Annotated in this window: 26 protein-coding genes; 5 read left to right on the top strand and 21 right to left on the bottom strand. The window is 60.9% G+C overall.

Annotated features, from left to right (window positions below):
• The first annotated feature begins 459 nt into the window (after positions 1-459).
• The 3 genes from L901_RS06080 to L901_RS06090 all read left to right on the top strand — a co-directional run bounded on the left by L901_RS06080 (position 460) and on the right by L901_RS06090 (position 6,150).
• On the top strand, positions 460-1,653 hold the full coding sequence (locus L901_RS06080; protein ID WP_003520590.1) for an efflux RND transporter periplasmic adaptor subunit: 1,194 nt from the start codon (positions 460-462) through the stop codon (positions 1,651-1,653).
• A 13-nt stretch (positions 1,654-1,666) separates the two neighbouring features.
• Positions 1,667-4,987 (top strand): efflux RND transporter permease subunit, encoded by a 3,321-nt coding sequence (locus tag L901_RS06085; RefSeq protein WP_059754464.1) that lies wholly within the window; start codon positions 1,667-1,669, stop codon positions 4,985-4,987.
• A 473-nt stretch (positions 4,988-5,460) separates the two neighbouring features.
• Positions 5,461-6,150 (top strand): Crp/Fnr family transcriptional regulator, encoded by a 690-nt coding sequence (locus L901_RS06090; protein WP_059754467.1) that lies wholly within the window; start codon positions 5,461-5,463, stop codon positions 6,148-6,150.
• A 72-nt stretch (positions 6,151-6,222) separates the two neighbouring features.
• Here the strand turns inward: L901_RS06090 and L901_RS06095 are convergent, their stop codons facing one another.
• From L901_RS06095 to urtE, 16 genes are all read right to left on the bottom strand, one after another.
• Positions 6,223-7,047 carry an MBL fold metallo-hydrolase gene (locus L901_RS06095; RefSeq protein ID WP_059754470.1) on the bottom strand — a complete coding sequence of 275 codons (825 nt, stop codon included), beginning with the start codon at positions 7,045-7,047 and terminating at the stop codon, positions 6,223-6,225.
• A 3-nt stretch (positions 7,048-7,050) separates the two neighbouring features.
• Positions 7,051-7,662 carry an urease accessory protein UreG gene (ureG, locus tag L901_RS06100; protein WP_059754473.1) on the bottom strand — a complete coding sequence of 204 codons (612 nt, stop codon included), beginning with the start codon at positions 7,660-7,662 and terminating at the stop codon, positions 7,051-7,053.
• Between the two features lie 89 nt (positions 7,663-7,751).
• Positions 7,752-8,423, bottom strand: coding sequence for an urease accessory protein UreF (locus tag L901_RS06105; RefSeq protein WP_059754475.1), 672 nt, complete (start codon positions 8,421-8,423; stop codon positions 7,752-7,754).
• Between the two features lie 3 nt (positions 8,424-8,426).
• Entirely contained in the window at positions 8,427-8,912 is a 486-nt protein-coding gene (gene ureE, locus L901_RS06110; RefSeq protein ID WP_003520598.1) for an urease accessory protein UreE, read from the bottom strand.
• A gap of 308 nt (positions 8,913-9,220) precedes the next feature.
• Positions 9,221-9,757 (bottom strand): peroxiredoxin, encoded by a 537-nt coding sequence (locus tag L901_RS06115; protein ID WP_003520599.1) that lies wholly within the window; start codon positions 9,755-9,757, stop codon positions 9,221-9,223.
• 143 nt (positions 9,758-9,900) lie between these two features.
• Positions 9,901-10,584: a TIGR02117 family protein gene (locus tag L901_RS06120; protein ID WP_059754478.1), complete on the bottom strand. Its 684-nt coding sequence runs from the start codon at positions 10,582-10,584 to the stop codon at positions 9,901-9,903.
• Positions 10,585-10,593: 9 nt separating this feature from the next.
• Positions 10,594-12,303, bottom strand: coding sequence for an urease subunit alpha (gene ureC, locus L901_RS06125; RefSeq protein ID WP_020808771.1), 1,710 nt, complete (start codon positions 12,301-12,303; stop codon positions 10,594-10,596).
• A 4-nt stretch (positions 12,304-12,307) separates the two neighbouring features.
• A complete protein-coding gene (locus tag L901_RS06130; protein WP_059754482.1) occupies positions 12,308-12,952 on the bottom strand; it encodes a hypothetical protein in 645 nt (214 codons plus the stop codon).
• A 4-nt stretch (positions 12,953-12,956) separates the two neighbouring features.
• Entirely contained in the window at positions 12,957-13,382 is a 426-nt protein-coding gene (locus tag L901_RS06135) for a lysozyme inhibitor LprI family protein (protein WP_082710500.1), read from the bottom strand.
• A 3-nt stretch (positions 13,383-13,385) separates the two neighbouring features.
• The gene (locus tag L901_RS06140; RefSeq protein WP_059754485.1) at positions 13,386-13,742 is read right to left on the bottom strand and encodes a GFA family protein; all 357 of its coding nucleotides are present in this window, start codon (positions 13,740-13,742) and stop codon (positions 13,386-13,388) included.
• A gap of 1 nt (position 13,743) precedes the next feature.
• The gene (locus L901_RS06145; RefSeq protein WP_059754488.1) at positions 13,744-14,049 is read right to left on the bottom strand and encodes an urease subunit beta; all 306 of its coding nucleotides are present in this window, start codon (positions 14,047-14,049) and stop codon (positions 13,744-13,746) included.
• An 18-nt stretch (positions 14,050-14,067) separates the two neighbouring features.
• Positions 14,068-14,325 carry a DUF1272 domain-containing protein gene (locus L901_RS06150; protein WP_059754491.1) on the bottom strand — a complete coding sequence of 86 codons (258 nt, stop codon included), beginning with the start codon at positions 14,323-14,325 and terminating at the stop codon, positions 14,068-14,070.
• Positions 14,326-14,334: 9 nt separating this feature from the next.
• Positions 14,335-14,637 (bottom strand): urease subunit gamma, encoded by a 303-nt coding sequence (locus tag L901_RS06155; RefSeq protein ID WP_031233386.1) that lies wholly within the window; start codon positions 14,635-14,637, stop codon positions 14,335-14,337.
• 105 nt (positions 14,638-14,742) lie between these two features.
• Positions 14,743-15,594, bottom strand: a complete 852-nt coding sequence (locus L901_RS06160) for an urease accessory protein UreD (RefSeq protein WP_059754494.1) — start codon at positions 15,592-15,594, stop codon at positions 14,743-14,745.
• A complete protein-coding gene (locus L901_RS06165) occupies positions 15,501-16,754 on the bottom strand; it encodes a PHB depolymerase family esterase (RefSeq protein ID WP_059754497.1) in 1,254 nt (417 codons plus the stop codon). Before L901_RS06165 ends, L901_RS06160 begins: the two co-directional genes overlap by 94 nt.
• A gap of 255 nt (positions 16,755-17,009) precedes the next feature.
• Positions 17,010-17,705, bottom strand: a complete 696-nt coding sequence (gene urtE, locus L901_RS06170; protein WP_031233384.1) for an urea ABC transporter ATP-binding subunit UrtE — start codon at positions 17,703-17,705, stop codon at positions 17,010-17,012.
• Positions 17,706-17,962: 257 nt separating this feature from the next.
• Here urtE and L901_RS06175 point away from each other — a divergent pair, with 257 nt between their 5' ends.
• A complete protein-coding gene (locus L901_RS06175; RefSeq protein ID WP_059754500.1) occupies positions 17,963-18,247 on the top strand; it encodes a GIY-YIG nuclease family protein in 285 nt (94 codons plus the stop codon).
• A 149-nt stretch (positions 18,248-18,396) separates the two neighbouring features.
• On the opposite strand, the gene urtD is transcribed toward L901_RS06175, so the two are convergent.
• From urtD to L901_RS06205, 5 genes are all read right to left on the bottom strand, one after another.
• On the bottom strand, positions 18,397-19,158 hold the full coding sequence (gene urtD, locus L901_RS06180; protein ID WP_020808761.1) for an urea ABC transporter ATP-binding protein UrtD: 762 nt from the start codon (positions 19,156-19,158) through the stop codon (positions 18,397-18,399).
• Between the two features lie 7 nt (positions 19,159-19,165).
• Positions 19,166-20,341, bottom strand: a complete 1,176-nt coding sequence (gene urtC, locus L901_RS06185) for an urea ABC transporter permease subunit UrtC (protein WP_059754503.1) — start codon at positions 20,339-20,341, stop codon at positions 19,166-19,168.
• Positions 20,338-21,951: an urea ABC transporter permease subunit UrtB gene (gene urtB / locus L901_RS06190; protein ID WP_059754507.1), complete on the bottom strand. Its 1,614-nt coding sequence runs from the start codon at positions 21,949-21,951 to the stop codon at positions 20,338-20,340. Before urtB ends, urtC begins: the two co-directional genes overlap by 4 nt.
• Positions 21,952-22,244: 293 nt before the next feature.
• Positions 22,245-23,534, bottom strand: coding sequence for an urea ABC transporter substrate-binding protein (gene urtA / locus L901_RS06195; RefSeq protein ID WP_035219970.1), 1,290 nt, complete (start codon positions 23,532-23,534; stop codon positions 22,245-22,247).
• A gap of 360 nt (positions 23,535-23,894) precedes the next feature.
• Positions 23,895-24,101, bottom strand: coding sequence for a DUF2735 domain-containing protein (locus tag L901_RS06205; RefSeq protein WP_003520619.1), 207 nt, complete (start codon positions 24,099-24,101; stop codon positions 23,895-23,897).
• 480 nt (positions 24,102-24,581) lie between these two features.
• Here L901_RS06205 and L901_RS06210 point away from each other — a divergent pair, with 480 nt between their 5' ends.
• The gene (locus L901_RS06210) at positions 24,582-25,616 is read left to right on the top strand and encodes a glutamine synthetase beta-grasp domain-containing protein (protein WP_003520621.1); all 1,035 of its coding nucleotides are present in this window, start codon (positions 24,582-24,584) and stop codon (positions 25,614-25,616) included.
• The last annotated feature ends 95 nt before the right edge of the window (positions 25,617-25,711 follow it).

Genomic DNA, 25,711 nt, shown 5'->3' on the forward strand with positions numbered 1-25,711 from the left:
AAATCACAACATTGTAGATCCTCGGCACAAGGCCGAGGATGACGTCGGTGAGAATCGCTCAACTCGATTTCCCATCTGGCGTCGATCTTCTTTTGAAGGCTTTGCCAGAATGCGCCGATAGTTCGAAGGTATAAGCACCTCGCCTATTTCACTGGTAACCCATTTGACGAATTACAATATCCCGACCTATACAAAAATGTATATCAACCATCGCGGCTATGCGGATTGATTTGTACGACAACAAGAATTACAGTCCCGCCCACAAGACTGCCAAATTTGATCTTGTAAAATAAGCACAGGGCAAAGGTGCTTAAGATTCGCGTTGAGGGGCGTTTGAATCGGGAGGATCGAAAAGGAAGTATTGTGATCCCTTGTTTCACATTCGCTATCGCATGACCTTTTAAAAAAGAGCCTTGGGGCTGCAGGACATGCGATCGGATATTGCGCGAGCCAAGACACATGCAGCATAAAGTCACGTTTAACCGCTTTGTATTCCTTCTTCTTTCCGCAACGGCGCTTCCCCTCTCCGCAGCCGCCGAGGGAGAGGCGCAGGCACCGGTCAAACAGCAGAACCTGCCTTCCATCATCGTCGCCCATGCGGCAAAACGCGATCTCGTGGACCGCATCATCGCCACCGGCACGATCCGCCCCGTGGACGAGATTTACGTCCAGCCGCTGGTCGACGGCCTGTCGATCGACACGCTGAACGCGGATATCGGCGACCGGGTGGAAGCGAATGCGGTTCTGGCCGTGCTGTCCTCCGACAGCCTCGTGCTGCAAAAGAGCCAGCTTGAGGCCAACAAGGCCAAGGCCGAAGCCTCAGTCACCCAGTCGAAGGCGCAGGTGCTGGAAGCGCAGGCCAATCTCAATGACGCCCTTCGCCAGCGCGACCGCGCCGCCAAGCTCGGCCAGAGCGGCTCCGGCTCCGTCTCCGAGACGGAAAAGACCGAAGCGGCCGCTCAGGTGGCGCAGGCCCGCCTTGATGCGGCCAAACAGGCCGTTTCCGCCGGCGAAGCCGACATCAAGGTCGTCGACGCGCAGATCGACGACATCGATCTGAAGCTGACGCGCACCGGCGTGAAAACCCCGGTCGCCGGCATCGTATCCGCCAAGAACGCCAAGGTTGGCGCAATCGCCAGCGGTGCGGGCAATCCGCTGTTCACCGTCATCAAGGACGGCGCGATAGAACTCGTCGCCGATCTCTCCGAGACCGATATCCAGAAGGTCAAGGCAGGCCAGAAAGCCTATTTGACGGTTGCCGGCGGAGCTGAGAAAATAGAGGGCAAGGTACGCCTCGTTTCACCCACCGTCGACCCGACGACGCGCCTCGGCTCCGTGCATGTGGTTCTGCCGACCGACAGCCCGGCGCGTTCCGGCATGTATGCCAGCGCGGCGATCATCGTCGAGGAGACGAATGCGCTCGCTTTGCCGCTGTCGGCCGTCACCTCCGGGCGTGAAGGCTCCACCACCCGCAAGGTGGAAGGCGACGTCGTCAAGCAGGTGAAGATCGAGACCGGCATCGAAGACGGCGGTTTTATCGAGATTGTCAGCGGTCTTGCCGCTGGAGACAAGGTTGTCGAGAAAGCTGGAGCATTCGTGCGTGATGGTGACCGGATAAGACCGGTGGAAGCCCAGACGGCTGCGTCCAACTGACTGAGGGAATGAGATGAACTTTTCCGCATGGTCAATCCGTAACCCGATTGCGCCGCTGCTCGGCTTCGCGCTTTTGATGATCCTCGGCATGCAGGCGTTCAACACCCTGCCCATCACCCGTTTTCCGAATATCGACGTTCCCGTCGTGGCCGTCACGGTCACCCAGAGCGGCGCTTCGCCGTCCGAGCTGGAAATGCAGGTGACGAAGGAGATCGAGGACGCCGTCGCCGCCATCAGCGGCGTCGACGAAATCCAGTCCACCGTGGTCGACGGACAGTCAACGACAACGGTTGTCTTCCGCATCGAAAAGCCGACGGAAGAGGCGGTTCAGGACACCAAGGACGCCATCGACAAGATCCGCAGCGATCTGCCCGCCGATATCGAAGTGCCCGTCGTCAGCAAGATCGACGTCGAGGGGCAGGCGATCCAGACCTTTGCCGTCTCTTCGCCCAACATGACGCTGGAAGAACTGTCCTGGTTCGTGGATGACACGATCAAGCGTTCGCTCCAGGGCCAGTCCGGTATCGGCAAGGTCGACCGCTACGGCGGTGCGGACCGCGAAGTACGCGTGTCGCTGAGCCCGGAAAAGCTCGACGCCTATGGCATCACCGCAACCGAGGTGAACAGCCAGCTGCGCGGCACCAATATCGATCTCGGCTCCGGCCGCGGCCAGGTCGGCGGCAACGAGCAGACCATCCGCACGCTCGGCGACACGCGCGATGTGAGCCAGCTCGCCAACACCACGATTGCGCTTTCCAACGGCCGCTTCGTCAAGCTTTCCGAGCTCGGCACGGTCACCGACACCTATCAGGAACAGAAATCCTTCTCGCGCTTCAACGGCAACCCCGCCGTCACCTTCGCGGTGTTCCGTTCCAAGGGCGCGAGCGAAGTCTCGGTCGCCGAAACCGTGGCGGCAAGCCTCGATGAAGTGCGCAAGCATCATCCGGATGTGTCGATCGAAATGGTCGATGACGCCGTCTATTTCACCTATGGCAACTACAAGGCAGCGCTCGATACGCTGATCGAAGGCGCGATCCTCGCCGTCATCGTCGTCCTGCTCTTCCTGCGCAACTGGCGCGCAACCCTGATTGCCGCCGTAGCCTTGCCGCTTTCCGCGATCCCGACCTTCTGGATCATGGATATCATGGGCTTCTCGCTCAACCTCGTCAGCTTCCTCGCCCTGACGCTCGCCACGGGTATTCTCGTCGACGACGCCATCGTGGAAATCGAGAACATCGCCCGCCATATCAAGATGGGCAAGACGCCCTATCGCGCGGCGCTGGAAGCGGCGGATGAAATCGGCCTCGCCGTCATCGCCACCAGCTTCACCATCATCGCCGTCTTCGTGCCGGTGTCGTTCATGCCCGGTATTCCCGGCCAGTACTTCATCCAGTTCGGCCTTACCGTCGCCTTCTCGGTGTTCTTCTCGCTCGCCGTGGCCCGTCTCATCACACCCTTGATGGCGGCCTACCTGATGCGCGCCGAAGATGCGATGGACGATCACCACGACAATGACAGCCGGTTGATGAAGGCCTATACGCGCATGGTAACCGCCACCACCCGCAAGTGGTGGGCGCGCTATCTGACGCTGCTCGGCGCCATCGGCTTCCTCGTCGCTTCCGTCATTCTGCTTGCCGGCGTTCCGGGCAGCTTCCTACCGCCGGACGACGCCTCGCGCGTGACGCTTTCGGTGGAACTGCCGCCCAATGCGACGCTCGACGAAACCGACCGCACGACGACCCAGATTTATCATGCCCTGCGTGACATCAACGGCGTCGAAAGCGTCTTCATCCTCGGCGGCGCTTCGCCCAAGGGCGATCTGGAGCTCCGCCGCGCCACCGTCAACGTCATCCTCCAGCACATCGATCATTCGCTGCTCAAGCTGGTGGTTAACAAGGGGCTGGGCTCCATTCCGCTCATCGGCCAATACTTGCCGAAGGTGGAGGAAAAGGGTCGCACACGTCCGCAATGGGATGTGGAACGGGATATTTTCGCACAGGTGCGCGGCATCCCGGATGTCCGCATCATCAAGCTGAACGACCGTGCGGAACGCGAGCTCTCCTTCAACTTCCTCTCGACGAATGAGAAGGATCTGAACGATGCCGTCGGTCTGCTCGAAAGCCGCCTGCGCGCCTCGCCCATCCTTGCCAATGTCAGCTCGGAAGGTGCCCTGCCCCGCCCCGAACTGCAGATTCGCCCGCGCAAGGATGAGATCGCCCGTCTCGGCATCACGCCGCAGCAGATTTCGCAGACCGTGCGTGTCGCCACCATCGGCGATATCGACGCGCAGCTGACGAAGATTTCGCTGGATGACCGGCAAATTCCAATCCGTGTGCAGGCATCGCTCGATACCCGCCGCGATCTCGCCACCATCCGCGCGCTGAAGATCAAGACCGCCTCCGGATCGCTGGTGCCGCTCTACAGCGTTGCCGATATCGACTATTCGGAAGGTCCAAGCTCGATCAAGCGCAACGATCGCAACCGCGTAGTCTCCATCGGCTCCGACGTTCCCTTCGGCACGGCGCTCGATACATCGACGGCCGAGTTCAAGCGCATCGTGTCGGAAACCGACCTGCCGGCAAGCGTGCGCCTTGCCGAAAGCGGCGACGCCAAGGTGCAGGGCGAAATGCAGCAGGGCTTCGTCAACGCCATGCTGCTTGGCCTGATGCTGGTGCTGGTGGTGCTCATCCTGCTGTTCAAGGATGTCATTCAGCCCTTCACCATCCTGTTCTCGCTGCCGCTTGCCATCGGCGGCGTGGCGGTCGCGCTCATCATCACGCAGAACGCGCTGTCCATGCCCGTTCTCATCGGCATCCTGATGCTGATGGGGATCGTGACGAAGAACGCCATTCTGCTGGTGGATTTCGCCATCGAAATGCGCCGTCACGGCATGGAACGGGTGCATGCCATGGTGGAGGCCGGCCGCAAGCGCGCCCGCCCGATCATCATGACCTCCATCGCCATGTCGGCGGGCATGTTGCCCTCCGCACTCGGCGTCGGCGAAGGCGGTTCGTTCCGCGCGCCGATGGCGATTGCGGTGATCGGCGGCATCATCGTCTCGACGGTGCTGTCGCTCATCGTGGTGCCGGCCTTCTTCCTCATCATGGACGACCTGTCGCGCCTGCTCGCCCACCTCTTCGGCCGCTTCGTCGGCAAGAAGGAAGAGGAGGAAGAGGCCCTCTCCAACGAGAAACTCTCGGAGATCGCCCGCGAAAACAGCCTGGCGCTCTCCTCGCTGGAGGCACGCGTCGCCAGCATGGAAAAGGGCACCGGCGACAAGGCCGCGGACAAGGGCAGCAACATCTTGCGGCTGCCGCCGCTCGCTGCGGAGTGAAGCTTGCAGAATAGCGATTGAGACGCCGGGCCCTGTGCCCGGCGTTTTCTTTTGGGGGGATGTTTAAAGGGCAAAACGTCGCCGCCTGTTTCTTCTCCCCGCCGGGGAGAAGGTGGCCCGAAGGGTCGGATGAGGGGGCTACGTTGCCGAATATCTTTACCCTTGCCCCCTCATCCCGCTGCCGCGACCTTCTCCCCCTCAGGGAGAAGAAATATGTGGCGCTCGCCCGCTCCATATTTCCCCCTGCGCTTCTCAGCACGAATGGACGAACCATTTCCTCCCCGTAACGACTGCAATCCTGTTTGATCGAAATCAATTCGCTTTCCAGGTGAACTGCTAATCTCCCTCGCATCGGGAATTGCCGGTCGAAGGATAATGCGATGAGCTCTTTTCAGATAGGCGTGCGGGAACACGAACATCCCCGGTTTCGTATCGCTTCGGACAGCCCGGCAAAAGGTATGAGCGGGAGCCGGATGGACGTGAACAAGACCGTGAAGCTGAGCAACAGGGACAGGAACATTCTGCTGCGTGCACCCTTGATCGGGATAGCGGATGATGCGGCGGCATTGAAGTTGATGGAGGCGGCGACCATCGCCAATGTGAACGCCCGCCATGTGCTCTTCAAGGAAGGCGAAGCGGCGCAACATTTCTACTGTGTGCTGTCGGGTTATATCAGGCTTTACCGGCTGGACCGGCATGGGCGCGAGGCGGATGTGCGCGTCAGCGGCCCCGGCGATACCTTCAACGAATGCCTGATTTTCGGCAGCGATACCTATCGCTACAGCGCGCAGGCGGCGGAAAGCTGCACCGTGGCGCGGTTCGAACTCACGAGAATCCGCAGCCTGATCGATCAGGAGCCGGCAATCGCCAAGGCCGTCATGCGTTGCCTGTCCAACAGCCTGCTGGCCACGATGGATTGCATCGCCAACGACCGGCTGCAGACGGCGCCGCAACGTGTCGCCCATTACCTCATCAATCAGGGCCCGCGCGACGCGACATCCTTTTCGCTGCGGCTGCCCTTCCAGAAAAGCCTGCTCGCCGGCAAGCTCGGCCTCGCGCCGGAAGCGCTGTCGCGCGCCTTTTCGGCACTCAAAAAGGCTGGCGTTACCGTGCGCGGACGCATCGTGCAGGTCAATGACGTCGCCGCATTGAAGCAAATCTGAAAATACCGGGAGAGGACGAAGGGCGGGATGCCATCAGGCATTCCGCCCTTCTACATGTTCGAAATCGGAAAATCAGTCCGGCTGCGGCACGAAGCGGAAGCTGTCACCCTGCCGCTCGACACGGAAAAATCCGCCGAGATGACCGCCGGAAACCAGCCAGCCATGATCGGCGGCCTCGGCCAGCGCCTTGAGGCGTGTTTCATAAGCAAGCGCGGAATCGATATCGTAGACGAAACCGACGCCGGGATCCTTCACCTGCAACGCGCTCACATGCAGCACATCGCCCCATAATAACAGCCGCTTGTCGCCACTGCCGATCAGATAACCGGTGTGCCCCGGCGTATGGCCGGGCATGGCGACTGCCTCGATACCCTCGGCGACCGCGCCCATGGGGATCGGCCGCAGCATCGGGCCGCAAATGTCGAGCAGCCGTGCGGCAAGGTCGAAACCGCCCTGCCGGGCGGGCGGCAGGCTCTTGCGCGCCTCCGCGCTGCTGAAAAAGCCGAGATCGGCCTCGGGAACCCATATGTCGGCATTGGGAAAATAAGGCCGCTCGCCATCGATGAGGCCAAGCGCATGGTCGCCATGAATATGGGTGAGGATGACACGCCTCACATCGGCCGGCTGGATCCCGGCGGCGATCATCGCCGCGCGGGCATGGCCATAGGCTGCACCCCAGGCCGTGCCGCAACCGGCATCGATCAGCCAGACGCCGTCAGGCCCGGACAGCGCGAAGCAGTTGACGTCCATATCCACCGTTTCGCCCTGATGGCTGGCAAGGGCCGCAGTCAGCGCTTCGGCACCCTGACGGTGGATGAGATGGCCGACCGGCGCCTTGTAGACACCGTCGACAAAACGGGAAACCTCGTAAGCGCCGAAACGGCGGGAGATAGCCATATTTCAGAGACCGCCCTGCTCTTTCAGGAAACCGACGATGCGATCCACGCCGTCGCCGCGTTTCATATCGGTGAAAACGAAGGGCATGGCGTTGCGCATGCGGGTCGCATCGTTGTCCATAACGGTGAGGTCAGCGCCGACATAGGGTGCAAGGTCCTTCTTGTTGATGACCAGCAGGTCCGAGCGGGTGATGCCCGGCCCGCCCTTGCGCGGAATTTCCTCACCCTGGCAAACGGAGATCACATAGATGGTGATATCGGCCAGATCGGGAGAGAAGGTCGCCGCCAGATTGTCGCCGCCGGATTCGATGAAGACCACGTCGAGATCGGGAAACCGCGCATTAAGCCCGGCAATCGCCTGCAGATTGATCGTCGCATCCTCACGAATGGCGGTATGCGGGCAACCACCCGTCTCGACCCCGACGATACGCTCGGACGGCAGTGCCTGCATGCGCACCAGCGCCTCGGCATCTTCCTTGGTGTAGATATCGTTGGTAACGACCGCGACGGAATAATCCGCGCTCATCGCCTTGCAGAGCTTTTCCGTCAACGCCGTCTTGCCAGAACCGACCGGCCCGCCAATGCCGACGCGCAGCGGCCCATTACCCGATTTCATCACGCTGTTCCCTTCGATATGCTTTGGTCTTGTTTCACCATAATCCCTCAACGGGACGCTTCAAGATATGCAAGGACCGTGCCGCCCTTTCATGACCGGAAAAGCCGGGTGCCCTGCGTTTCATGGCGCATGGCTGCCGTATCGGCGATGATCGTCGCGCTGCCGAGATCGTCGAGCGTGGATTGCATCGCCCGCGCCGCCATCGCCGTGATGATCGCCTCGCTTGCGGCCAGAATGGTAACGCCATCCTTCTGTCCCGCGACCCCGAGGCGGATGCCCGCTGAAACGATCTGCGAGGCGCCGGCATGCAAAAAGGCGGCAATCGTTTCCCTGAGCGGCACCGCATGGCCGGAAGCGACCACCCCGACGGCGATGGGATAGGGAACGTCTTTCGGCAAGAGGTCCAGAACCGCATGCGGCCAGGCGCTGGCGGCGGCAACGAAAGCATCGCCCAGAAGCACCGTCTCGCGGTATCGCTCCGCCGAACCGGCCAGCGCCCGCGCCAGATCGGCCGTTTCGCTCAACACGACGGCGTCCCCGGCGCTGCGCCAGGCATGCGCCAGAAACACCGCATCGTTCCACAGGCTGCCATGGCCCAGCAGCGTTTCGAGCCAGTCGCGCAGGGCCGCCGCATCGCCGACGCGCCGATCCTCCACCGCCTTTTCAAGCCCGCCGGAATAGGAAAAACCACCGACGGGAAAGGCCGGCGACATCCAGGCCATCAGCCGCAGTAACGCGGCGACGCCGCGATCTTCACTCACGGCTCAGCCGTGATCGTGATGGTGATGGCCGTGGTCATGACCATGGGAATGGCCGCCATGAGCGTGGTAAGCGCCGCGCGCCGGCTGGAATGGCTCTTCCACCTCACGCACGGTGGCGCCCAGACCTTCCAGCATGGCGCGAATGACATGGTCGCGCAGGATGAGAATACGCTCTTCCTCGATCTGCGCGGAAAGATGCCGGTTGCCCAGATGCCAGGCAAGTTCGATCAGGTGAAGACGATCCTTCGCCTTGATTTCGAACAGCTTTTCATCCGCCGCACGGACCTCGATCAGATCACCGTTCTCCACCACCAGAAGATCGCCATGGGCAAACAGCACGGCTTCCTTCAGGTCCAGCATCACCATCTCATCATTTTGCAAATGCAGCAGCTTGCGGCGCAGATGCCGCTGGTCATGCGCCAGGGTGACATAACCGGAAGCTTCGTCGGCAGGAGTTCCGGCCGGATGATAGGAGGTGACGCGCAGCATGGGATGATCCGTTTCAGAAACAGTCTTGGGGGTCTGATTTTTGCCGGATAGGCGGGGTGATTTCAAGGTGAATGAATGCAAGGTATGAAAAAGGCCGGCATTGCCGGCGTAAAGACTTGAGGCGTCCGGCAACTTCTCCTCCGTCATGCCGGACTGGATCCGGCATCCAGCCACGGCGCGTCTGCGCCGTGAGAGTAGTCCGGGATGACGGTGTGCGGATGAGGCGGCATCGCGAAAGACAATCACGTCCCAGAAAACGAAAAAGCCCGGCATTGCGGCCGGGCCTTCGTAAAATCGCAAAACCAAAATCAGGCCGCAGCGCGTGCCTTCAGGTTTTCCAGAATGTTCTGCGGCGCGGAAACGCCATAGGGGTCGGATTCGCAATTGTCCGAATAGCCCTCTTCCTCGAACCACTGCTCGACGACGCCATCGTTGACGACGGCGGCGTAACGCCAGGAGCGCATGCCGAAACCGAGATTGTCCTTGGCGACCAGCATGCCCATCTTGCGGGTGAACTCACCCGAACCATCCGGAATGACCTTAACGTTTTCGAGGTTCTGGCCCTTTGCCCAGGCATTCATGACGAAGGCGTCATTGACCGACAGGCAATAGATGTCATCGACGCCGAGCGCGCGGAACTCGCCCGCCAGCTTTTCGAAATCGGGCAGCTGGTAGGTCGAGCATGTCGGCGTAAAGGCGCCGGGCAGCGAAAACAGAACGACCTTCTTTCCCTTGAAATAATCGTCGGAGGTCATGTCCTGCCAACGGAACGGGTTGGGGCCACCGACGGCCTCATCGCGAACGCGCGTGCGGAAGGTTACGGCGGGCACTTTTTTGCCGAGCATGTCTTGTCTCCTGTTCTGGCGTTTTACGAGGATCGCTTGGGATCGATCCGCGCGGAATTCTTTTGCCGTTTCCATAGCGCAAGACGCGCTGCGGTGCAGCATAAAAATAGGCTTTGCCGGAGGAAAACCGCGGCTTGCGAGGATCAATTATGCAGCGCCACCGACCAGCGCAGAAATGGCGGCAACGGTGTCCACCAGCCGGTGCGAATGCCGGCTTCCCGAAGCATCGCGGCCGACCATGTGTTGCAGCCGACAAGGGCATTGAACCGGCCATTCGCCTCGAAAAACGCATCCGTCAGACCATAAGAAACGCCGGGTATCAGCCGCACCTTGCCCCCACCCCCGTCATCGTCCCGCAGGAAGCTTGCGCGAATGGCGGCCACGAGGCGCCGATAGCCCGCTTCGGAAATGCGAAGGCGCTTTACCTCGGCAAGATCGGCGGGAAAATCCCCCGTCACATCCACATGCATCACCGACCGGTCGAGCGTCAGCGAACGCAGGACCGGCATGGGCTTCAGATCGGCCCAGGTGGGTGTCTCGGTGTAAAACGACCGGCCGCCCCAGCCGAACACCAGATAGGCCGCCGCCGGATGGTTGACGGCAATGCCGCTCTCCTGCAATTCGGCAAATGCCCGCCGCAGATCGTCGTCAACCGGCAGGGCGATATCGGTATGGATCGGGTTGGATAACAGCAGGATTTCACGACCCGCCGCGCCGCCGCTCACATCCCCGGCAAAAAACGGGCGCGGCACGACAGTGCCGAGCAGAAGCAACAGGAGGATCAGCAGCATGCCGCCGCCGATCCGCCTTGTGAGAAGTCTCAACACGAAATGCCGTCAAAACAGGAAATAACGCTGCGCCATCGGCAGCACCGTCGCCGGTTCGCAGGTCAGAAGCTCGCCATCGGCGCGCACTTCGTAGGTTTCGGGATCGACCTCGATATGGGGGGTCAGCGAATTGTGGATCATCGACGCCTTGGAAATACCACCGCGCACATTCTTTACCGGCAGCAGCTTCTTGGCGACGCCGAGGCGCTGGGCAAGGCCGGCATCCAGCGACGCCTGCGACACGAAAGTCACCGAGGAATTGGTGCGCAGCTTGCCATAGGCGGCGAACATCGGCCGATAATGCATCGGCTGCGGCGTGGGAATGGAGGCGTTCGGATCGCCCATCGGGGCGGCGGCAATAGAGCCGCCGAGCAGCACCATCTCCGGCTTCACGCCGAAAAAGGCCGGGTTCCACAACACCAGATCGGCGCGCTTGCCGACTTCGATGGAGCCGATCTCGTGGCTGACACCCTGGGCGATGGCCGGGTTGATGGTATATTTGGCGATATAGCGGCGGACACGGAAATTGTCGTTTTCGCCGGTCTCTTCCTTCAGGCGGCCGCGCTGGCGCTTCATCTTGTCGGCCGTCTGCCAGGTGCGGATCGCCACTTCGCCGACGCGGCCCATGGCCTGGCTGTCGGAAGAGATGATCGAAAACGCGCCAATATCATGGAGAATATCCTCCGCCGCGATGGTTTCCTTGCGGATGCGGCTTTCGGCAAAGGCGATATCTTCGGGAATGGACGGCGACAGGTGGTGGCACACCATCAGCATGTCGAGATGTTCGGCGAGCGTGTTGACGGTATAGGGCCGTGTCGGGTTGGTGGAAGACGGAATGACGTTGGGATTGCCGCAAACCTTGATGATATCAGGCGCATGGCCGCCGCCCGCCCCTTCTGTGTGGAAGGCATGGATGGTGCGGCCCTTGATGGCGGCGACCGTATCTTCCACGAAACCGCTTTCGTTCAGCGTGTCGGTGTGGATCATCACCTGCACATCGTATTGATCGGCAACCGTCAGGCAATTGTCGATGGCGGCCGGCGTCGTGCCCCAATCCTCATGCAGCTTCAGCGACGACGCGCCGGCAAGGATCATCTCTTCCAGAGGGGCCGGCAGCGAGGCATTGCCCTTGCCCGCGAGCCCAAGATTCATCGGGAAGGCATCGAAGCTTTCGATCATCCGCTCGATGTGCCAGGCGCCGGTGCAGGTGGTGGCAAGCGTGCCATGCGCCGGGCCGGAGCCGCCGCCCAGCATGCAGGTAATACCGCTCATCAGCGCTTCTTCGATCTGCTGCGGGCAGATGTAATGGATATGCGCATCCATGCCGCCGGCCGTCAGTATCCTGCCTTCGCCGGCAATCGCCTCCGTCGATGGGCCGACGATGATCGTCACACCCGGCTGCGTATCGGGATTGCCAGCCTTGCCGATGGCGTGGATGCGGCCGTTCTTCAGGCCCACATCCGCCTTGTAGATGCCGCTATGGTCGACGATCACCACATTGGTGATGACGGTATCGACCGCGCCTTCGGCCCGTGTCGCCTGGCTCTGGCCCATGCCGTCGCGAATGACCTTGCCGCCGCCGAATTTCACTTCCTCGCCATAGATCGTGTGGTCCTTCTCGATCTCGATGAAGAGTTCGGTATCGGCAAGACGCACCTTGTCGCCAACGGTCGGGCCGAACATGCCGGCATAGGCGGCGCGGGAAATCTTGTAGGGCATGGGCTCAGGCTCCTTCGGACGCGGAGAAAATCGATGTGGGAGAAATTCGTGTCAGCCGGCCCTCGCCCGCGAGGGCTTCGACCAGCTGTTGTTCGGCGGTAAATGGATGGCCACTCCAGCCCTGATGACCGAAACCGGCAATCGCCACCTCGTCGCCATCGTCACTCACGCTCTCAAGAACATGGGCGATGGCGAAAAGGCCGGTGCTGGGGCAGACATAGGGCATGGGCGCATAGGCTTCGAGCGCGGCATCGAGCCTTTCATGCACACCGCGCGGAATGACGATGTGACCCTTGCCGGCTTCTCGTGCGATGGCGGCAAAACCGGCGGTATAATCGGCGCAGAAATCGGTCAGTTCCGGCCAGCGTGCGCGGATATCCGGTTCCATTTCGGAAAATTTTGCGGGATCGCGCACCGACCAGATGGCGGAGGCCTGCCGCACGCCGTCGCTTTCGCGCCAGTCTGTCCCTTCCGCCATCTCGCGGCCAGGCCGCCCGGTATTGCACACCGCCACCACATCGGTGCGCGTACCGCCTGGCCCCAGCGACCGGCAATCATTGAAGCGGATGACGATATCGGAACAATCGATGAAATCAGCAGCACCCGGCGGCAGTTCCCCGTTTCCAACGATCGTGATGCGCCGCCCCATGCGTTCAGAAACCTTCCGACAACTGACGCAGCTCTTCCGCCCGCTTGCCGCTCATTTCGGCAAGGCAGGAGGAAATCAGCATCGGTTCCATCGAGCCGCCGCGGGCCTGAAAGCCTGAAAGTGCGCAATTGGCGTCACGAAACGCCACCCAGGCGCGCTGGGCAGTCACCAGCGCGTCGGTCGCACCCTTGCCGTCCGCATCCGCCGCCTTGTCGCGCTCGGTGAGCAGCTTGCGCAGCTTCTGATATTCGGCGTTCAACTGCTTGTCGGCCTTTTCGTAATCCTTGCCGGCGCAGATGGTCATGTCCGCCTGCGTCTGCGGGGCCTTGCAATCCGGCTCGCCCTGCGCGGCGGCCGACATGGACAGGCCGGCGGTCGCACTGAACAGCACGACGGCCGCCATAAGGACGTTTTTTCGGCTCATCTCCATCGCTCAGGCCGCCGCGCCATCGAAAGCCTGCGGCTTCAGCGCCCGGGGATCGACACCATCGAGACAATTAGCGTTTACCGCCACCATCGGCGTGCCATCCGGCCCGTCGGCATAAGCAAAGCTCTCAATGCCGCAGGTGGCGCAGAAAAGATGATGGATCTTGTGTTTGTTAAAGAGATATTCCGCCAGCTTGTCCTCCCCGGAAAGCAGCGTGAATTTCTCACGCGGCGCGAAGGCCAGCGTGGAACCGAGACGCTTGCAGCGCGAACAATTGCAGATGACGGTATGGTCGAGATCGGCATCGACCTCGAAGCTCACATCGCCGCACTGGCAGCTTCCATGATAATGCGCCGTCGCCATTTCATAACCTCCCCATGACCTGTTGACGGAAACCGTAGACCTCGCGCTTGCCGGAAAGCGGCACCAGCGTCACTTCCCGCTTCTGGCCGGGTTCGAAACGAACCGCCGTGCCGGCCGGAATATCGAGGCGCATGCCGCGCGCCTTGTCGCGGTCGAACAGGAGACCCGCATTGGTCTCGAAGAAATGATAGTGGCTGCCCACCTGCACCGGCCGGTCGCCCGAATTGGCAACTTCGATGGTCACGGTCGGCTGGCCGGCATTGAGTTCGATGCTGCCCTCTGCGGTAATGATTTCGCCGGGTTTCATGGTATTTCCCCTTTTGTCTCAGGCAGCGTTGGCCGCCGTGCAGCCTTCGGCCTTCAGGACGCGCCGTGTCGACGCAGGATTATTGACGAGTTTCGCCACCGGGCGAACGGGCCTGCGAACCAGCTCACCGCCGCAATTCGGGCAGGCGCCGTGAAGCACATCCGTCACGCAATCGACGCAGAAGGTGCATTCGAACGAGCAGATCATCGCATCCCGGCTGTCGGGAGCAAGATCGCGGTCGCAGCATTCGCAATTCGGCCGAAGCTCCAGCGCCATATTCGCCCCCTACCGTATCGGTTCGTGAACGGTCACCAGCTTGGTGCCATCGGGAAACGTCGCTTCCACCTGCACATCATGGATCATCTCGGCCACACCTTCCATCACCTGATGGCGGGAGATGACATGCGCGCCGGCTTCCATCAGCTCGGCCACGGCGCGGCCGTCGCGGGCGCCTTCGACCACGAAATCGGTAATCAGCGCAATCGCTTCCGGGTAATTCAGCTTCACGCCGCGTTCCAGCCGGCGGCGCGCCACCATGGCGGCCATGGAAATCAGCAGCTTGTCTTTTTCTCTTGGGCTAAGGTTCATCGTGGTCCCGCAGCTTGGAACCTGTTCCGCAAGCATGGCTGCGGCAAGCAGATCCGACATGTTGACAGACCCCGAAGGCCGCCGGTTGCCGACGATCCGAAGGGTTTACAGATTCCAGACTTTCGGCACTGGCGCGCCGTTTCGCAAGAGCGAAATGATCGGAAAAAGCAATTTTCTCAAGGAGAAACCATCGGCGGCAGAGACCCGAACGACAAGCTTGCCCTGCCATTCGCTGGCGCCGCCGCTTTCCCCGGCAATAGCCCGGATTTTAGGCAGAAGCGCCTCGGCCAGCGGCCCGATATAAAGCAGCGTCGCAAAGGCGACCTGACCGGCCAGAACCGCCGGTTTCGCGGTCAGCGCCGCTACCTCGCCTTCCAGCAGAAGCTCTTCGGCATGCACCAGCCTGCCGCCGTGGCGAATGCGCCAGCGGTCGCGGAAAAGGCCATGCGCCATCGCCTCGCCCATGGCCTTGCGACCGAGCAATACAGCTTCGACAGCGATGAATTCGGAAGATTGGTCGAGATCGGCTTCAAGCCGGCGGGTCAGCGACGCCCGGTCGAAAAGAATGGTTTCCTGCGGCAGCCAGTGCAATCTGGCGCCCGGCCCGGCGGAAACCCGGGCGGTAACGGTGGCTGTGCCGGAGGATGCCTTGTAGACCTTCTCGCAGGCCTGCGTGGTTACCACCAGCGATGTGCCGGCGCCGGCAACCGCCTGCCATTCCAGTTCGTCCCCGCCGGTCAGGCCGCCGGAGGAATTGATGAGAATGGCTTCGGCTTCGTTCGAAAAGGTTTCCGGCAGGCGGATTTTGGCGCAGCCTTCCTGGAACAGTTCCTCCAGCCGGCTGCGCCCTTCAACCGCTTTGGTTACAATGCGTCCTCTGCCACGGGCGCGCTGCTGCCGGACAGGTTGAGCGTCTTGGCGACCGGAAGGGCCGATGGCTTGCTGTTGCTGCTGCACGCGGTCTCCGAAGCGGTTGCGGAAGCGGACGAGGCCTTTGCGCCGCAATCCTTCTTGACGACGGCATCCACGACCAGCTGCCCTTCCGTATTGCGGAAGAAATCCCACATTCTTTCCGCCGCATCAACCGTGCGCGTCACTTCGCCTGTGGGCATCTTGCGCTCCACGGCCGGTTCCGCCTTCGGCGTCTGTTCGCCGCCCGGCTTGCGGGTAACGACGGCGCTTGCGGCCAGCACTTCCGCCTTCATGGTGGCGCGCGGCCAGGCATGGTCCCAGTCGTTGATGACATAGGACTGAATGCGTGCGCCGGCCTTGCAGACATCGTAGGAATTGACCGTGAAACTTTCGCCCACCTTGCTTTTGGCGGCGCCCTTGCAGCCGTCCATCTCGGCCCAGCGCTTCAGCGCCGTCTCGCCGCCATATTGCCAGTAGGATTTGCCGCCGCCCTGATAGGGGTTGGCGGGATCCTTCAGCCCGGCAAAGGCGATGATCGACATCGGCCGCGCCGGCGTGCAGCTTGCCGCATCCGGTGCCCATTTGCCCTCGGTCTCCAACGGATAACCCGCGCGCAGCGAGGCGACGAAACCGGCAGCGGTGAAATCCGCGCTGCCATTGCAGATGAATTGCGACAGCATGCGCCCGCCGCCGGAATAACCGGAACCGTAAAAACGCTCCTCATCGACGCAGAACTTGCCCTTCACCATGGTGATGGCATCGCGAATGAAGCCGACCTCGTCCAGCCCGCCCGGACGCTTGGTGACGCCGGGAACATTCCAGGCATGGGTGCCGGGCAATTCGCCATTCAGGCTGCCGGCCAGCGCCACGACCACCAGACCGTCACGTTCCGCCAGCTTGTCCCAGCCGCTGCGGTTCAGCTGGCCATGCGGATTGCTGTTGGAGCCATGGAAATCGAACACGACAGGCAGCGGCTTTTTTCCGTCATAGGCGGAGGGAACAAAATAGACGCCGTCGCGTTTTTCACCGTTGGAGAGAATGGAAAAATCATGCCTGCCCGGTTCCATGCCGGGTCCGGGTAACTGACCGCAGGTCGATGCCGACGCTGCGACACCGGCGCTCGCGCACATCGCAAGACCCAGAAACAGGGTGCGGGCGGAGCGGAACAGCCGGGCGGCCCGGCCAATGGCAAAGTCTTGATTCATTGACACGCCTTTATTGGGCACGGTTTCCCCGACGATACGTCGGACGTGCGTGGAATGTAAGGGATCAACTGTCGCGGCGTGCGAATAGACTTTTCCTGTGTCTCGCATGCAGCATTTTCGCTGCCAATATCACAGGCAATTATTCAATGAAATGCTAAAATTACGCATGAAAGCCATGTCGAGACGCATAGGCTTTCAAAATATTAATCGGCCGTTTGCACGCCGTGATCGGCGCACAAAGGTTTTAGTCTCGATCTATACTGTCAGGTGACGCCGCGCTTCCGGCGTATCCAGCGTTTCGGCCAGCCCCTGATGCACGATTTCGCCGCGGTCCATGATGTAAACGTAATCGGCAAGCTCGCGGCAGAAATCCAGATATTGCTCGACCAGCAGGATCGCCATGCCGGTGGAATCGCGCAGATATTTGATCGCCCGGCCGATATCCTTGATGATCGACGGCTGAATACCCTCGGTCGGCTCGTCGAGAACGAGAATTTTCGGCCGCGTCACCAGAGCCCGGCCAATGGCGAGCTGCTGCTGCTGGCCGCCGGAGAGATCGCCGCCGCGTCTTCCCAGCATGGATTGCAGTACCGGAAACAGGCTGAAAATATCATCCGGAATGAACCGTTCCTTACGCGGCAGCGGCGCATAGCCGCTTTCGAGATTCTCCTGAACGCTGAGCAGCGGAAAAATCTCGCGCCCCTGCGGCACGTAACCGACACCGCGCTTGGCCCGGTGGTAAGGCGCCAACCCATCCAGCGCCGCCCCTTCAAAGCTGATCGTCCCGGCACTGATGGCGTGCTGGCCGGTAACGGCCCGCAGCAGCGAACTTTTGCCCACCCCGTTGCGGCCGAGGACGCAGGTGATCTTGCCCATCTCCGCCGTCAGCGAAACGCCGCGCAGGGCCTGCGCCGCGCCGTAGTGGAGATTGATGTTGTCGACGTTCAGCATGGTGCCACCTTGTCTGAAAAAGCTTGATGGGCGCGTGGGGCATGGATCCTCGGGTCAAGCCCGAGGATGACGTGGAGGTGGAACGGACGGGAGGCGACATTGCCAAATGCCGATTTCGGTGCGCAATTTTGCCGTTCTGAAGGGGTCACAATCGAGCGAAAATTTCTTGTGACATTGCCGGAGTAATCTCCAGACGTAACCTCCGCCCACCCGTCATCCTCGGGCTTGACCCGAGGATCCACTTCCAGGAACACACCGTGGCCGGCTTCGTCTACATCGTCGCAAGTGGCAGACACGGAACGCTTTATATCGGCGTGACGTCGAACCTCGAGCAGAGAGTTTACGAGCACCGCGAAGGACTGACGAAGGGATTTACGAGCCGATATGGGTGTACGAAGCTCGTCTGGTATGAAGAGCATATGAGCATCGGCACCGCGATCCAGCGGGAAAAATCGTTGAAACGCTGGTATCGCGATTGGAAGATAAAGCTGATTGAAGATTTTAATCCGAGTTGGCGTGATCTTTACGAGGAGTTCGGCTGAGGGTTTGCGGGTGGATCCTCGGGTCAAGCCCGAGGATGACGGCAGCGAATGGGGCACAGGCAATACCATACGCACTGACGTCATCCTCGGGCCTGACCCGAGGATCCATAGCAGCAAACGCCCAAATGTCGTTGTGAAACACCGCACCATCACCGCCCCAGATAATTCTCGATCACCTTCGGATCGTTCGACACAAAATCGATCGATCCCTCCGCCAGCACCGAGCCTTCGGCAAGGCACGTCACCTTCACCCCCAGCTCGCGGATAAAACCCATGTCGTGTTCCACCACCACAACCGAACGGGTCTTGGCGATTTCCTTCAAAAGCACGGCGGTTTCGGCGGTTTCCGCATCCGTCATGCCGGCCACCGGCTCATCCACCAACAGCAGCTTCGGCTCCTGCGCCAAGAGCATGCCGATTTCCAGCCATTGTTTCTGGCCGTGCGAGAGGTTCGCGGCGAGATCGCCGCGGCGGTGGCCGAGGCGCACGGTGGCGAGGATTTCCTCGATGCGGGCCTTGTCCTCTTCCGTCAGCCGGTAAAACAGCGTCGCGAAAACGCCGCGCTTGCGGTTGAGCGCCAGTTCCAGATTGTCCCAGACGGTATGGCTTTCGAACACCGTCGGTTTCTGGAACTTCCGCCCTATGCCGAGCTGGGCAATATCCGCCTCGTCCTTCTTGGTGAGGTCGATGCTGTCTTCAAACAGCACCGTGCCCGTATCCGGCCTTGTCTTGCCGGTGATGATGTCCATCATCGTCGTCTTGCCAGCACCGTTCGGGCCGATAATGGCGCGAAGCTCACCCGGTTCCACCACGAAGGAGAGGGAATTGAGCGCCCTGAAACCATCGAAGGACACCGAGACGCCGTCGAGATAAAGCAGGCTTTTCGTTCTGTTTTCGGAAATCGTGTTCATATCCGCCTCACTCCGCCGCCTGTTGCGCCACTGTCGAGCCGCTGTCATTGCCCGGCTGGACGTCGCCTGCCGCGAGCGTGACCCGCTTTTCGCGCCGCCGGGCCAGATAGTGTTGCAGCGTGCCGACGATGCCCTTGGGGAAGAACAGCGTCACCGCGATGAAGAGCCCGCCCAGTGCAAACAGCCAGAATTCGGGAAAAGCGCCGGTGAAATAGCTCTTGCCGCCATTGACCAGGACAGCGCCGATAATCGGCCCGATCAGCGTGCCGCGCCCGCCCACCGCCGTCCACACCACCACTTCGATGGAGTTGGCGGGCGAAAATTCACCGGGATTGATGATGCCCACCTGCGGCACGAACAGCGCACCGGCAATACCCGCCATCATGGCCGAAACGACAAAGGTGAAGAGCTTGATGTTTTCCACCCGGAAGCCGAGGAAGCGCACCCGGCTTTCGGCATCGCGCACGCCCACCAGCACCTTGCCGAATTTGGAATTGACGATGCCGGATGCGATCAGCAGCGAAAGCGCCAGCATCGCGGCCGTCATGGCAAACAGCACGGCGCGCGTGCCATCCGCCTGCACGGGAAAGCCGAGAATATCCTTGAAATCGGTCAGCCCATTATTGCCGCCGAAACCCATGTCGTTGCGGAAGAAGGCAAGCAGCAGGGCGTAGGTCATGGCCTGGGTGATGATGGAGAGATAAACGCCGTTGACGCGCGAGCGGAAGGCGAACCAGCCGAACACGAAGGCCAGCAGGCCCGGCACGACAAGCACCATCAGCGCCGCAAACCAGAACATGTCGAAACCCTGCCAGAACCACGGCAGTTCCTTCCAGTTGAGGAACACCATGAAATCAGGCAGCACCGGATGGCCATAAACCCCGCGCGTGCCGATCTGACGCATCAGATACATGCCCATGGCATAACCGCCGAGCGCGAAGAAGGCGGCATGGCCGAGCGAGAGAATGCCGCAATAACCCCAGACGAGATCGAGCGCCAGCGCCAGCAACGCATAGGCCAGATATTTGCCCAGCATCGACATGATATAGGTCGGGATGCGGAATGCGCTGTCTGCCGGCAACAGCAGGTTGGAGGCCGGCACCAGCACGGCGATGGCAAGGATGATGCCGATGGCGATGGAGATGCGGCGGTCGAGCGCGCGCAGGAGGAAGCCGGTAATCATGCTTCGATCGCCCTTCCCTTGAGTGCGAAGAGACCGCGCGGCCGCTTCTGGATGAACAGGATGATGAGGACGAGCACGAGGATCTTGCCGAGCACGGCGCCGACCGTCGGCTCAAGGAACTTGTTGAGCACACCGAGAGACAACGCGCCGACCAGCGTTCCCCAGAGATTGCCGACGCCGCCGAACACCACCACCATGAAACTGTCGATGATGTAGCTCTGGCCGAGATTGGGCGAGACATTGTCGATCTGCGACAGCGCCACGCCGGCGAGACCGGCGACGCCCGAACCGAGCGCGAAGGTGAAGGCATCCACCCACGGCGTGCGAATGCCCATGGAAGAGGCCATGCGACGGTTCTGCGTCACGGCGCGCATCTGCAGGCCAAAGGCGGAGCGCTTCAGGAGAACCAGCAGCGCGAAGAACACCGAAAGCGAGAAGCAGACGATCCACACCCGGTTCCAGGTGAAATTGAGATAACCGACGCTGAAGGAGCCGGACATCCAGCTCGGGCTGCCGACCTCACGATTGGTAGGCCCGAAGATGGAGCGCACGCCCTGTTGCAGGATAAGCGAAATGCCCCAGGTGGCGAGCAGCGTTTCGAGCGGCCGCCCGTAAAGGAAACGAATGACGCCACGCTCCATCACGAGGCCGACGAAGGCCGTCACCAGAAAGGCGGCGGGCAGAGCGATGGCGAGCGACCAGTCGAACAGGCCGGGGAAATGCGTGCGGATCACCTCCTGCACCATGAAGGTGGAATAGGCGCCGATCATCACCATCTCGCCATGCGCCATGTTGATGATGCCCATCACACCGAAGGTGATGGCAAGGCCGATGGCGGCGAGCAGCAGAACGGAACCGAGCGACAGGCCGTACCAGACATTCTGCGCATAGTCCCAGAAGGCAAGGGAGCTTTCGATGCTCGATATGGCGCTGTCGATATCCGGTTTCAGGCTCTGATCCACCGACGAGGAAGCCGCCATGAGAATGCCGATGGCATCGCGCCCGCCAAGGCTCTTGATGGTGGCGATTGCCTCTTTCTTCTGTTCGAGCGACCGTTCGGAGGAGAGCAGCGAGACAGCCCGCGCCTCCTCCATCCGGGTCCGCACCTCAGTATCGGTCTCCTTGGCGATGGCCGCTTCCAGCAATTCGAGATTTTCCGCGCTCGGCGCTTTCAGAACCGCATCGGCCGCGGAAAGCCGCACGGATTTTTCCGGGCTGAGCAGGGTCAGGCCGCCAAGTGCGGCGCGGATGACGCGGCGCAGATTATTGTTGACCTTGATCTTGCTGACAGCCGCCTTCGGCGCTTCACCCGCACTTTCGCCCGTCAACGGGTCGATCAGCGTGAAATTGGAGCCTGCCGGCTTCGTCATGAACACCAGATTGTCGGCCTTGCGCACGTAAAGATCGCCCGCCGCAAAAGCCTCGAGCGCCGGCACGACACGCGCATCGCCTGTGGCGGCAATCTGCCCGATCAGCACTTCGGCCTGCTTGAAATCCGCCGTGCCGAGCTGGTCGATCAGCGCCTTCGGCTCGCTTTGCGCGAAGGATTGGGCTGCGATCCCCAGGGTGAGCCAGAGGAAGATGGCTCCGAGAAAAGATCGGATCGTCATGTCGGGTTCCTTGGGCGGTTTGCGACGGGGCGTTTGTGGGTAATGCCACTTGAGTATGTGGTTTACCCCCCTCTGCCCTGCCGGGCATCTCCCCCACAAGGAGGGAGATCGGCAAGGTGCGCTCGCATCGCTCTATCTCGACCGAAGAGAAATGCGGGGCCTAGCCACGAGTCGATCTCCCCACCTGTGGGGGAGATGCCCGGCAGGGCAGAGGGGGGGCACGCTTGTTCAGTTTTCAACTATTGAAGCACCGCCCCCAACGAAGAGGGAGCGGCACCATCCCCCGGGGCTAATCAGCTACCCTTGCCGCCGCACTTCCCACTGGCCACATTGAAGTTCCCGCAAGACATCGGCTTCCTCCAATCCGAGATCAAATCCTTCGAGTCCGGCAGATAATCCGACCACTCGTCACCCACGACCTGCGGCGTCTGCTGTACGATTTCGAACTGGCCATCGGCCTGGATTTCGCCGATCAGCACCGGCTTGGTGATGTGGTGGTTCGGCATGACGGTGGAGTAACCGCCCGAAAGGTTCGGCACGGAAACGCCGATAATCGAGTCGAGAACCTTGTCCGTATCCGTCGTGCCGGCGGATTCGACGGCCTTTACCCAGGCGTTGAAGCCGATATAGGCGGCTTCCATCGGGTCGTTGGTCACGCGCTTGTCGTTCTTGGTGAAGGCATGCCAGGTCTTGATGAACTCGGCATTGACCGGCGCATCGACGGACTGGAAGTAGTTCCAGGCGGCAAGGTGGCCGACCAGCGGTGCGGTATCGAGACCGGCCAGTTCTTCTTCGCCGACCGAGAAGGCGACGACCGGAATGTCTTCAGCCTTGATGCCCTGGTTCGCCAGTTCCTTGTAGAAAGGCACGTTGGCGTCGCCGTTGATGGTGGAGACCACGGCGGTCTTCTTGCCGGCCGAGCCGAATTTCTTGATGTCGGACACGATCGTCTGCCAGTCGGAATGACCGAACGGCGTGTAGTTGATCATGATGTCCTCTTCCTTGACGCCCTTCGACATCAGGTAGGCCTTCAGGATCTTGTTGGTGGTCTGCGGATAGACATAGTCCGTGCCGGCCAGAACCCAGCGCTCGACGCCTTCGGTATTGGCAAGGTAGTCTACGGCCGGAATGGCCTGCTGGTTCGGTGCAGCACCCGTGTAGAAGATGTTGCGCGAGGATTCTTCACCCTCATACTGAACCGGATAGAACAGGATCGAATTCAGTTCCTCGAAGACCGGCAGAACCGACTTGCGCGAGGAAGACGTCCAGCAGCCGAAAACGGCGGCGACCTTGTCCTGCGAAATCAGCTGGCGGGCCTTTTCGGCAAATAGCGGCCAGTCGGAAGCCGGATCGACCACCACGGCTTCGAGTTTCTTGCCAAGCACGCCGCCCTTCTTGTTCTGCTCATCGATGAGCATCAGCATGGCGTCCTTCAGCGTCGTTTCTGAAATGGCCATGGTGCCGGACAGCGAATGCAGCACGCCGACCTTGATGGTGTCGTCAGCGGCAAAAGCGCCATGGAAGGCGGTGGTGGACAGGATTGCGCCAAGCAGCGCGGCACTAAGCGTCTTGCGGAATATCATCGGAAGAACCCCTCTCCTTGTTTGGCCTCTCGTGGAGGCTCAGCGGCATCTGCGGCCGCTGCTGGAAGGGACTATCGATCTCGTGAGAGCGAAACCGTATACGTCAATTGACGTAGGCGGGGTGGCGAAAGATGCAGGGGGGGTGTTTGGGAATAAGCTGAACCTGAAGGGGCATGTCTGTGAAGCAGGAGGGCTCAGCTTGTTTCTTCTCCCCGCCGGGGAGAAGTCCGTGGCAGCGGGATGAGTGGGCGAGCGCCGCGATATACGGAGGGGTTGCCCCCTCATCCGACCCTTCGGGCCACCTTCTCCCCGGCGGGGAGAAGAAATGCGCGGCACGGTCTCACATCAGGAATGCGGCCATCAGGAATGCGGCTTGTCGTTCCGCTCTTCGTCGCGGATCGCATCGTCGTGATACCACGAACCGAAATCGATATGCGGCTCCTGCGCCTGACGCTCGAGGTCGCTGAGGCTGCTGTTGCGGAACTTGGAAAGACCCGCACGCCCGCCGACCGGGAATTGATAGATCGTTGCCGTCTCGCGATGAATGCCAGTTGCCATTTCGATCATCTCACTTTGTTTGCATCGAAGCACTTTATGTCTGGAGCTAACCCGCAAAGGCCAGATTCGCTCCGTTTGATTAAAAAAAAATCACCTTGCGAAAAATATAGGCATTAATCGTCTCATCTACAAGAAAAACCATTCCGAAAGCGCCGGTTTTTGGGGCAAATGCCAATCCCTCGCGCGCAACCGAAATCATTGCACCGCAGCAGGGCATTCCGCCGGGAGACGCCGGCTATCTATCAGGATTCAATGATGAAACATGAGGGGTGAATTTGCCTGCCGCAGTGCAGCAGAACCAGCCACGCGCGATATCCAGGCTCCTGCGCGACAGGGCCCCTGAAAGATTTTTCGAAAAAATCGTCTGATATCGCCAATCTGGCACGCGGCATGCATCTAAGGGGTCAGCCCTTGAACGCGAATACGCTTCGGTGGCCAAAGCCACGGGAGGCCTCAAGGCTTCGCATTGTTACCTATGAGAGGTTCGTAATGACTAAGTTCAAACTCGAGTACATCTGGCTGGACGGATACAAGCCGGTCCCCAACCTGCGCGGCAAGACCCAGATCAAGGAATTCGACGAATTCCCCACACTCGAGCAGCTGCCGCTTTGGGGCTTTGATGGCTCGTCCACGCAGCAGGCCGAAGGCCACTCGTCGGATTGCGTGCTGAAGCCCGTCGCGATCTATCCCGACCCGGCCCGCTCCAACGGTGCACTCGTCATGTGCGAAGTCATGATGCCCGATGGCGTCACCCCGCATGCTTCGAACAGCCGCGCAACCATCCTCGACGACGAGGACGCATGGTTCGGCTTCGAACAGGAATATTTCTTCTACCAGGACGGCCGCCCGCTCGGCTTCCCGGAACAGGGTTACCCGGCTCCGCAGGGTCCTTATTACACCGGCGTCGGCTTCAAGAACGTCGGTTCGGTTGCCCGCGAAATCGTTGAAGAGCACCTCGATCTCTGCCTCGAAGCCGGCATCAACCACGAAGGCATCAACGCCGAAGTGGCCAAGGGCCAGTGGGAATTCCAGGTATTCGGCAAGGGCTCCAAGCGCGCCGCCGACCAGATCTGGATCGCCCGTTACCTGCTGCTGCGTCTTTGCGAACAGTACGGCATCGACGTCGAATTCCATTGCAAGCCGCTCGGCGACACCGACTGGAACGGTTCGGGCATGCACTGCAACTTCTCCACCAAGTTCATGCGCGAAGTTGGCGGCAAGGACTATTTCGAAGCCCTCATGGCCGCTTTCGCCAAGAACTGGAAAGAGCACATCGACGTTTACGGTCCGGACAACCATCTGCGCCTGACCGGCAAGCACGAAACCGCTCCGTGGAACAAGTTCTCCTACGGCGTTGCCGACCGTGGCGCGTCGATCCGCGTTCCGCATTCCTTCGTCAACAACGGTTACAAGGGTTACCTTGAAGACCGTCGTCCGAACTCGCAGGGCTGCCCTTACCAGATCGCTTCCGTCGTTCTGAAGACGATCGCAGAAGTGCCGCTCGCAAAGTCGGCTGCTGCCTGATAAGCCAAGACATGGCGTCGCCCGCAACCGGGCGACGCCATTTTTCTGTCCACCGAACGGCCGGGCCGGTCAGGCGACCTTTCGCCGAGCGCCGC

Source organism: Agrobacterium sp. D14 (genome assembly GCF_001526505.1).
In the GTDB taxonomy this organism is placed as follows: Bacteria; Pseudomonadota; Alphaproteobacteria; order Rhizobiales; family Rhizobiaceae; genus Agrobacterium; species Agrobacterium leguminum.